Raw genomic sequence first — 9,167 nt, forward strand, 5'->3', positions numbered from 1 at the left:
TTCAACCCAAAGCGCGATACATCATCAGTGCGTCTACCACTTGTTCATCCCCTAGCTTCGCCGCACGCGGAATGCGCCCAATGATCTCAAATCCTAACGACTGCCAAAGTGTAATTGAAGGTATATTAGTCTCAAAGACCAAATTGAACATTACTGCTTCGTAGCCCAGGTTTGCTGCTATCAAAAGCATAGCCTCTCCCATGAACCGCCCGATCCCCTGACCGCGTAACCCAGGTTGTACAATAAAACCAGCGTTGCAAATATGGCAACACCGACCGGGGAAGTTTGGCTTTAAATAAAACGCCCCTAATATTTCTTTTGGCTTGTGTGTAGCATCCTGAACAGCTGTCCTGACAACAAAGGCGTCCTTACTCAACCAGTAAGTTGAAAATTCTGCCTGAGATAGAGGTTGCTTTTGGGGATAAGTTTTACCTTCAACAATTACAACATTGAGTAATGCTCTTACAACCTCCTGTTCTTGAGGATGCATATAATCTAGTTCAACTATTATCTCACTTTTTAAAATTTGAATAAGGGGAAATTCCATTAATTAATAATGTTTATGCGGAGTGATTGCTGAAATATTTATTATATGCAATATTTGCCGGAAAAATATGCGGAACAAAGTGTAAAAAGTAGAATATTGACGAGTTGAATTATTTAATTTTGGGAAAATCTGAGTACTTAGCAAATGGCGATTTTACACGGTAATTGGTTACTAAAAAATCAAAATGGTTGTTTATTTATTTGGGGAGAAACTTGGCGATCGCCACGAGTGAATTTCGAGCCGAATGGATCTGGAGATATCCCAGTAAATCCATTAGCAATGACATCAGTTGAGTTGAGTGAGTGGTTGGTTTCCCAGAATATGGCGATTACCAGCTTTATCCAGCAACCCCAAATTACGATGCCTTCTCTACGATCCGCTACGCGAAGGACGGGCGGAGCGATCGCTACTACTGGACGAGCACGTAAAGCCGCCAGTGCTACTGAAATAACTTTACCAACGCATTCGCAAATAATTGCCCTTCCAACTTATATCCCAGAAGGCAGTAAAGAAGGAACAGCAGCGATTTTCCCAGTCCATTCTGCCAGCTTGGGGCTAGACACAGACTCCCCACAATATTTGCAACCGTGGCGAGTTGAAGGTTTTTGTCTCAACCCCAGCGAAGCAGTAAAATTTCTCACTGCTGTTCCCCTAAATGCTGCTAACGGAGAAGATGCCTTTGTAGGAGGAGATTTACGCTTTTGGTCGCAAGTTGCCCGATGGAGTTTAGATTTAATCTCGCGGTGTAAGTTTTTACCAAGAATTGACCGACAATCAGATGGTGCGTTTGCTGCTAAATGGCAAGTACTTCTAGACAGTGCTGTAGATGGAACTCGCCTAGAAAAATTTTCTGCGGATATGCCGTTGGTTTGTCGCACCTATCAGGAGGGAGTGGGGAGTCGGGAGTGGGGACTAGGGGAAAATGAGGAAGCAGGGGGAGATGAGGGAGAAGAATCAATAACCAATGCCCAATGCCCAATGCCCAATGCCCAATGCCCAATCTATGTAAATTTCCCCACCGAACCTCAAGAATTGTTGCTGGGATTTCTGAACAGTACGATAGATGCCCAAGCGCGAGAAATGTTAGGTTCTCAACCTGCAATTGAAGCTAAAGCTATCGCATCTTTACCATCTGCGGTACGACAATGGCTGCAAGCTTTAACCAGTGCATCTCATGCAGTCAATGCAGATACCATTGAAGTGGAACGACTGGAAGCGGCACTGAAGGCTTGGACGATGCCGCTACAATACCAATTAACTCTTAAAACTCTATTTCGTACCTGTTTTCAACTGCGTTCTCCAGAGTCTGGCGAAACAGATTGGACATTGGCGTATTTTCTGCAAGCGGCTGATGATCCTGAGTTTGTGGTGGATGCGGCAACTATTTGGAACAATCCAGTTGAACGATTGGTTTATGAAAATCGGGTAATTGAGCAACCACAAGAAACATTTTTGCGAGGTTTGGGGCTAGCTTCCCGATTATATCCAGCGATCGCACCCAGTTTTGAAACCGAATATCCCCAATTTTCTCGTCTCAACCCCATCCAAGCATATGAGTTTATCAAAGCTGTAGCTTGGAGATTGGAAGACAGTGGTTTGGGAGTAATTTTGCCTCCCAGTTTAGCGAACCGTGAAGGATGGGCAAACCGTTTGGGTTTGAAAATTACTGCCGAAACCCCAAAGAAAAAGCAGGGACGTTTAGGGTTGCAAAGTCTGCTGAATTTCCAATGGCAATTGGCAATTGGTGGACAAACTATTTCCAAAGCTGAGTTTGATAGACTTGTGGCTTTAAATAGTCCGCTAGTGGAAATTAACGGCGAGTGGGTAGAATTGCGATCGCAAGACATAAAGACAGCCCAAACTTTTTTTACCACTCGCAAAGACCAAATGGCCCTTTCCTTGGAAGATGCCTTGCGTTTCAGTACAGGAGATACCCAGGTAATTGAAAAATTACCAGTGGTCAGCTTTCAGGCATCTGGGGCATTGCAAGAGTTGATTGGGGCGCTAACAAATAATCAAGCAATCGCACCTTTGCCCACACCAGCAGGCTTTCAAGGACAGTTACGACCTTATCAAGAACGTGGTGCTGCTTGGCTGTCATTCTTAGAACGTTGGGGCTTAGGTGCGTGTCTCGCCGACGACATGGGATTGGGGAAATGCATAGCAAATGATACTCTAATAGATGTAAATGGACTGTTACGTACAGCCGAGACAATCTGGACAACTCACGCTGGAGAAACAGAGTTTGACGGTGAAGGATTTTGGGCTAACCCCACAGAGCAATTATTAGTTAATTCCATACATGAAGAAACTGGCAAAATCGTCCAAGCTAATGTCAGACGCTTGTATCGGCAGCAAGTCCACGAGAAATTACGAAAAGTCACGCTAGAAGACGGTAATAGTATTACCATCACTCATCGTCACAAGCTGCTGACAAGTAAAGGTTGGACAAATAACTTACAAGTGGGTGATTACGTTTGTGTACCAGGTAAAACGCTTTGGAATGGACAACCACAAGACCCTGATTTGGTTAAGTTTCTGGCTTGGCAGATTGCCGAAGGGCATGAACTACCCGATGTAGGAAGAGTCACAATATCTCAAAAAGACATCAGAGTACTAGAGGATCTACTCCAGACTTGCCAACGTATTCAAAAGCGCTATAACCTCAAAATTAACAGCCCTAATATCTGTACCTTTCCTAGCAGAGTTCCTTGTCTTCGAGTTAACAGCCAAGCCTATCGGCGATTCTTAGAAGCTAAAGGTTATGTTTGGGGAAAACTGTCGGCAGAAAAATCTATTCCGCCTTTCATCATGCAGGCAGACTTGAATAGTGTGCGGATATTTTTACAGAACTATTTTGATGCTGAATCTGCTGTTGTTTTGAGTATGGTGAGTATCGAAATTGCTACAGCTTCAGCTTTACTAATTCAGCAACTTTCTGGACTGTTGCGGCGCTTTGGTATTTGGTTACGAATATCGCCCAAACTGAAGTGTACTACTAATGAAACTCGTATTTTTCGCACCTACCATATTGGTGTAATTGGTGGCAATTCTGCCCGCAGATTTTTGCAAGAAATTGGTTTTAATAACTCAGAAAAACAGCAGAGATTAGAACAAATTTGTCAACTGGGAAGTAACACCAATATTGAAGGAATACCTGCTTCTAATATTGTTGCCCAAACAGTCAGAGCAACAGGACTACCATTGCGGCATTTTGGAATGCACAACACTGTTTATATTAATGGCTCACAGCAATTTTCTAAAGATAGTTTCCAGCGAGTAATAGCTGGGATGAGCCGCATGATTAGTGGAGAAGCCCAAGAACACTATCAGCTACTAAAACCTTCCAAGTGGACAACTCAAACTTTGTCAGCCTATGGCAACCTAGATGTAGAACAGTTGAGCTTAACAAGACAGTCTTTGCAATGTCTTCTCGATCAAGAAGTCTTTTATTGCCGGATTGAGGCTATTGAGGATGTACAGTATGCAGGGTGGGTTTACGACTTTGAAGTTAGCAAGCATCATAATTTCGTTGCTAACAATATTATTTGCCATAATACTATCCAGTTCATTGCCTTTCTCCTGCACTTGAAGGAACAAGATGCACTCGAAAATCCAACTCTATTGGTTTGTCCAACTTCTGTTTTAGGCAACTGGGAAAGGGAAGTCAATAAATTTGCACCAAGCCTGAAAATTTTGCAATATCACGGTGACAAACGCCCAAAAGGGAAAGCGTTTTTAGAAGCAGTGAAAAATCACGATTTAATCGTTACCAGCTACTCACTTCTTCATCGAGATATCAAGTCATTACAAAGTGTCTCTTGGCAGATAATTGTTTTAGATGAAGCCCAAAATGTGAAAAATCCAGAGGCGAAGCAATCAAAAGCAGTGCGGCAGTTAGAAGCTACGTTTCGCATTGCATTGACGGGGACACCTGTAGAAAATAGGCTGCAAGAACTATGGTCTATTTTAGATTTTCTTAATCCTGGGTATTTAGGTAATAAGCAATTTTTCCAGCGGCGGTTTGCCATGCCAATTGAAAAGTATGGTGATACGGCTTCTTTGAGTCAATTACGTTCATTAGTTCAGCCATTTATACTACGGCGATTGAAAAGCGATCGCGACATCATTCAAGACTTACCAGATAAGCAAGAAATGACCGTATTTTGCGGTCTAACTGGCGAACAGGCTACACTCTATCAACAAGTTGTAGAACAATCTTTAGCAGAGATAGATTCTGCTGAAGGATTGCAACGCCGAGGGATGATTTTAGCTTTACTAATCAAACTCAAACAAATCTGCAATCACCCAGCCCAATACTTAAAACAGGCGACATTAGAGCAACATAATTCAGCTAAACTTCTGCGGCTAGAAGAAATGTTAGAAGAAGTTTTAGCAGAAGGCGATCGCGCTTTAGTTTTTACACAATTTGCTGAGTGGGGTAAATTACTTAAACCCTATTTAGAAAAACAGCTTGGGCGAGAAATATTCTTTTTATATGGTAGCACCAGTAAAAAACAACGGGAGGAAATGATTGACCGTTTCCAACACGACCCCCAAGGCCCACCAATTATGATTCTTTCTCTGAAAGCGGGTGGAGTAGGACTGAATTTAACACGAGCAAATCATGTATTCCATTTTGATAGATGGTGGAACCCAGCCGTAGAAAATCAAGCCACAGACCGAGTATTTAGGATTGGTCAAACCCGGAATGTGCAAGTGCATAAATTTGTTTGCACAGGCACTTTAGAAGAAAAAATTCATGACATGATTGAGAGTAAGAAACAACTAGCTGAACAAGTTGTGGGAGCAGGTGAAGAATGGTTGACTGAACTGGATACAGACCAACTTCGCAACTTACTAATACTTGACCGCAGTGCAGTAATTGACGATGATGCAGAATAAGTTTTTAGTAAGGACTTTAGTCCTTAAAATGAGGGTTAAATCCCTCACTACAAACCCATCGAAATAGGTGCGGCACACTACTAATTTTTTAAATCGATTATGACTAATTACACATTACAAGCAAGCCGCGAATGGTGGTCACAGCAATGGCTAGATTTGCTAGATTCCTATCGCTTTAAAAAGCGTTTGGAACGTGCAAGAAATTATGCTCGTCAGGGAAATGTTTTGAGCATAGAATTTAAAGGTGCAAAAGTATTAGCTAGGGTGCAAGGTAGTGAAGTAGAACCTTATAAAGTTTCCCTTTCCCTTGAACCTTTTAGCGATGAACAGTGGGGTTATGTAATTGAAACTATGTCCCAAAGGGCAATTTTTGCTGCCAAGCTCCTAGCAGGAGAAATGCCACAAAATATAGAAGAAGTGTTCACAGCGAATGGTCTTTCGATATTTCCATTTACCCTTGCTGATGTCCAGAGTAAATGCTCTTGTCCTGATAAAGCAAATCCCTGTAAACATATTGGTGCCCTGTACTATCAGTTAGGCGATCGCTTCAGTGAAGACCCTTTTGTATTATTTCAATTGCGCGGACGCACCAAAGAGCAAATTATCAGCGATTTACGGCAATTACGTAGTGCCAAGATTGAACCCAATACCACAAAAACGCCCGACATTGAACAGTCAATTCCTAATAACAAATACTCGGTAAAAATTGACTCTTTCTGGCAATACAATGAGCCACTAGAGTCATCTTTGGTAGTGATTGCGCCGTCCAGTAGCGATACGGTTTTAGATGTATTAGGAGCGATTCCCCTAGCGAAAGAAGAGGAAAATGCAGTAAATTCAACTTCGAGTGATGTGGTAATGAAGTATTTGAATACAGTTTACAGAGATGTGAGCCAGAAGGCTTTTTTAGCAGCAATGAATGTAGGAGGAAGTTGACCTAATTTTAGATTTTAGATTTTGGATTGAATAAGTCCAAATTCAAAATCTAAACAAAGTCTTGATTTGCCTAAATTTATTTATGGATAAACAAAGAAGATTTTCTTAATATCAGAGCCACCTACATTGATGTATGGATTCAATCTAAAATCCAAAATCCAAAATCCAAAATCCAAAATTGATTGACTGGGTAATTCACAATTGCACTTCAATCTTTACCCTTCCCGCCTTTTCTCACCCATTGCCGCACCGCCCGACGAATTGCCCGTCTGCCATCTGCCCGATTTTGCTCAATCAGTTTCGGCAGATATCGAATTTCTAAAGTAGGAAATACTAGACTCTTCTCTGACTCGACATATTCCCCATTTTGCAGGTGATAAATCTTGAGTTCACCGGAGTCATAACACCAGAGTTCTGGTACTCCCAGGCGGGCATAAATGGGAAAACGATTTAGAGACTTACTGGTAACATCAATTTCCAGTGCCAAATCAGGCGGTGGGTCTTGTCTCAAGTCCAGATCCAATCTACCCCGAATCGCAGCTTCATTCTGAAAATAGAAGCAGTTATCTGACTCCACCCCTGCCATTCGGCTTTCTCGCTTCCAGGTAGTCGAACCATAACTTTCATAGTCTATAGCCAACTCCTCAGCGATATCTTGAACTGCAATACTAATTACCTCTTTGTAATGTTCGTGTTCAAGTAAAGGTGTCATAATTTCCAAAGTGGTGCGATCGTAAGCTAACCGTGCTGCCCGATGCTCTCCCAAGTCTTTTAGAAGATTTTCAAACTGTTGCCAGCTAATGTCGTAAAGCATTACTCGGTCTGCTCGATTCTTGGCGACTGTCATTGTTACGACCTCCAGAATGTTTTATTGTCCAAACTCAAGCCTAGCCTGTTCTACCAAATCATCTGTCACAACCTCTTGCTCTGCTTCACGAGCCAGCTGTTCAATTCTGGCTCTAGCTTGAGCGCGGACAAAAAAGGGAATATTTTGCAACTTTTCTTTAGCTTGATCTGTCCATTGCAAAGCATCAATAAAATTAGAATCGCTCATAGTATTTATTACCTTGCTAAGTCCTCAGTTTAATCCAGGACTTACGCACAAAAGTTCTGAAGTAGCGGTAATTCATGAATTACCGCTACGACAAATCAGGTTTTTGAGACAATTTTGCGTAAGTCCTATAATCAGCAGATTACTAATTTTCCTATAAAAAAAGCCCTTGCTTTTATGCAAGAGCCTCTAAATTATTTAGTTGTCAGTGATGAAATAAACCTTATAACCTAGTCGAGGTCGTTCATGAACATCACTGGCTCAGTATCACGGTTAATTCCTTTCTCAAAACCACCAGAAGCAGCCCGTGCGCGACCAGCGTGCCACAAGTGACCAACTAGAAAGAAGAATCCTAGTACGAAGTGAGAAGTCGCCAACCAAGCGCGAGGAGATACGTAGTTGAAGGAGTTAATCTCGGTAGCCACACCACCCACGGAGTTCAAAGAACCCAGAGGAGCGTGGGTCATGTATTCAGCAGCGCGACGAGCTTGCCAAGGCTGAATATCGTTCTTGATTTTTTCCAGGTCAAGACCATTGGGGCCACGTAGAGGCTCCAACCAAGGGCCGCGGAAATCCCAGAAGCGCATGGTTTCACCACCGAAGATGATTTCTCCAGTTGGAGAGCGCATCAGGTATTTACCTAGACCAGTGGGGCCTTGGGCAGAACCGACGTTAGCACCCAAGCGTTGGTCACGAATCAAGAAGGTCAGAGCCTGAGCTTGAGAAGCTTCTGGACCGGTAGGGCCGTAAAATTCGCTGGGGTAAACGGTGTTGTTAAACCAAACAAAGAGGCAGGCAATGAAGCCCATCAGGGAGAGAGCGCCCAAGCTGTACGAGAGGTAAGCCTCACCAGACCAGATGGATGCCCGACGTGACCAAGCAAAAGGCTTGGTAAGAATGTGGAAAATACCGCCAGCAATTAAGATAAAGGCAATCCAGATGTGACCACCGACCACATCTTCTAAGTTATCGACGCTGACAATCCAGCCTTCGCCACCGAAGGGAGACTTGATTACATAACCGAAGATAACCGCTGGGTTTAATGTCGGATTGGTAATAATCCGAACATCACCACCGCCTGGTGCCCAGGTGTCATACAACCCACCAAAGAACATTGCTTTTGCTACCAACAGCAGTGCACCGAATCCCAAAATAATCAGGTGGAACCCGATGATGTTGGTCATCTTGTTCTTGTCTTTCCAGTCGTAACCAAAGAAAGAAGAGTATTCTTCTAAGGTTTCTGGGCCACGGACGGCATGATATATACCGCCAAAGCCAAGGACGGCTGAGGAAATTAGGTGGAGTACACCGACAACAAAGTAGGGGAAGGTGTCGATGACTTCACCACCAGCACCAACACCCCAACCCTGAGTGGCGAGGTGAGGTAACAAAATCAAGCCCTGCTCGTACATAGGCTTTTCAGGAATGAAGTGAGCGACTTCAAATAAGGTCATCGCTCCAGCCCAGAATACAATCAAACCAGCGTGGGCAACGTGAGCACCCAGTAGTTTGCCAGATAGATTGATTAAACGTGCGTTACCAGACCACCAGGCAAACCCAGTGGATTCTAGGTCGCGTCCAGCGCCGCCTAAGATATTTGGTCTATTAGAGAGCGTTACCACGTGGTAATACCTCCTCAGGGAATACAAATTGTTCGTGGGGTTGATCTTGAGGAGCCATCCAAGCGCGGATACCCTCATTCAGCAAAATGTTTTTGGTATAGAAGGT

General features: G+C 43.3%; 6 protein-coding genes and 1 pseudogene. 2 read left to right on the plus strand and 5 right to left on the minus strand.

The genetic code is table 11. From position 1 onward, the window contains the following. Position 1: 1 nt before the first annotated feature. Positions 2 to 547, minus strand: coding sequence for a GNAT family N-acetyltransferase (locus V7K30_RS17980; protein ID WP_335001498.1), 546 nt, complete (start codon positions 545 to 547; stop codon positions 2 to 4). A gap of 144 nt (positions 548 to 691) precedes the next feature. Here V7K30_RS17980 and V7K30_RS17985 point away from each other — a divergent pair, with 144 nt between their 5' ends. Next, on the plus strand, positions 692 to 5,452 hold the full coding sequence (locus V7K30_RS17985) for an SNF2-related protein (RefSeq protein WP_335001499.1): 4,761 nt from the start codon (positions 692 to 694) through the stop codon (positions 5,450 to 5,452). A 99-nt stretch (positions 5,453 to 5,551) separates the two neighbouring features. Beyond that, on the plus strand, positions 5,552 to 6,388 hold the full coding sequence (locus V7K30_RS17990) for an SWIM zinc finger family protein (protein ID WP_335001501.1): 837 nt from the start codon (positions 5,552 to 5,554) through the stop codon (positions 6,386 to 6,388). 208 nt (positions 6,389 to 6,596) lie between these two features. Here the strand turns inward: V7K30_RS17990 and V7K30_RS17995 are convergent, their stop codons facing one another. From V7K30_RS17995 to V7K30_RS18010, 4 genes and pseudogenes are all read right to left on the minus strand, one after another. Beyond that, entirely contained in the window at positions 6,597 to 7,235 is a 639-nt protein-coding gene (locus tag V7K30_RS17995; protein ID WP_335001503.1) for a Uma2 family endonuclease, read from the minus strand. A gap of 21 nt (positions 7,236 to 7,256) precedes the next feature. Next, positions 7,257 to 7,442 carry a PCP reductase family protein gene (locus V7K30_RS18000; protein WP_335001505.1) on the minus strand — a complete coding sequence of 62 codons (186 nt, stop codon included), beginning with the start codon at positions 7,440 to 7,442 and terminating at the stop codon, positions 7,257 to 7,259. Between the two features lie 227 nt (positions 7,443 to 7,669). Next, positions 7,670 to 9,061: a photosystem II reaction center protein CP43 gene (psbC, locus tag V7K30_RS18005; RefSeq protein WP_335001507.1), complete on the minus strand. Its 1,392-nt coding sequence runs from the start codon at positions 9,059 to 9,061 to the stop codon at positions 7,670 to 7,672. Next, positions 9,045 to 9,167: pseudogene (locus tag V7K30_RS18010) on the minus strand (photosystem II D2 protein (photosystem q(a) protein)); the annotation flags it as partial. The pseudogene V7K30_RS18010 and the gene psbC, both read right to left, overlap by 17 nt.

Origin of the sequence: Nostoc sp., assembly GCF_036917655.1 — a bacterium.
Lineage (GTDB): Bacteria > Cyanobacteriota > Cyanobacteriia > Cyanobacteriales > Nostocaceae > Nostoc.

What these genes read in the sequence shown, in the direction of transcription:
- V7K30_RS17980 (WP_335001498.1), bottom strand. Translation starts at nt 547, where the DNA reads ATGGAATTTCCCCTTATTCAAATTTTAAAAAGTGAGATAATAGTTGAA.
- V7K30_RS17985 (WP_335001499.1), top strand. Translation starts at nt 692, where the DNA reads ATGGCGATTTTACACGGTAATTGGTTACTAAAAAATCAAAATGGTTGT.
- V7K30_RS17990 (WP_335001501.1), top strand. Translation starts at nt 5,552, where the DNA reads ATGACTAATTACACATTACAAGCAAGCCGCGAATGGTGGTCACAGCAA.
- V7K30_RS17995 (WP_335001503.1), bottom strand. Translation starts at nt 7,235, where the DNA reads ATGACAGTCGCCAAGAATCGAGCAGACCGAGTAATGCTTTACGACATT.
- V7K30_RS18000 (WP_335001505.1), bottom strand. Translation starts at nt 7,442, where the DNA reads ATGAGCGATTCTAATTTTATTGATGCTTTGCAATGGACAGATCAAGCT.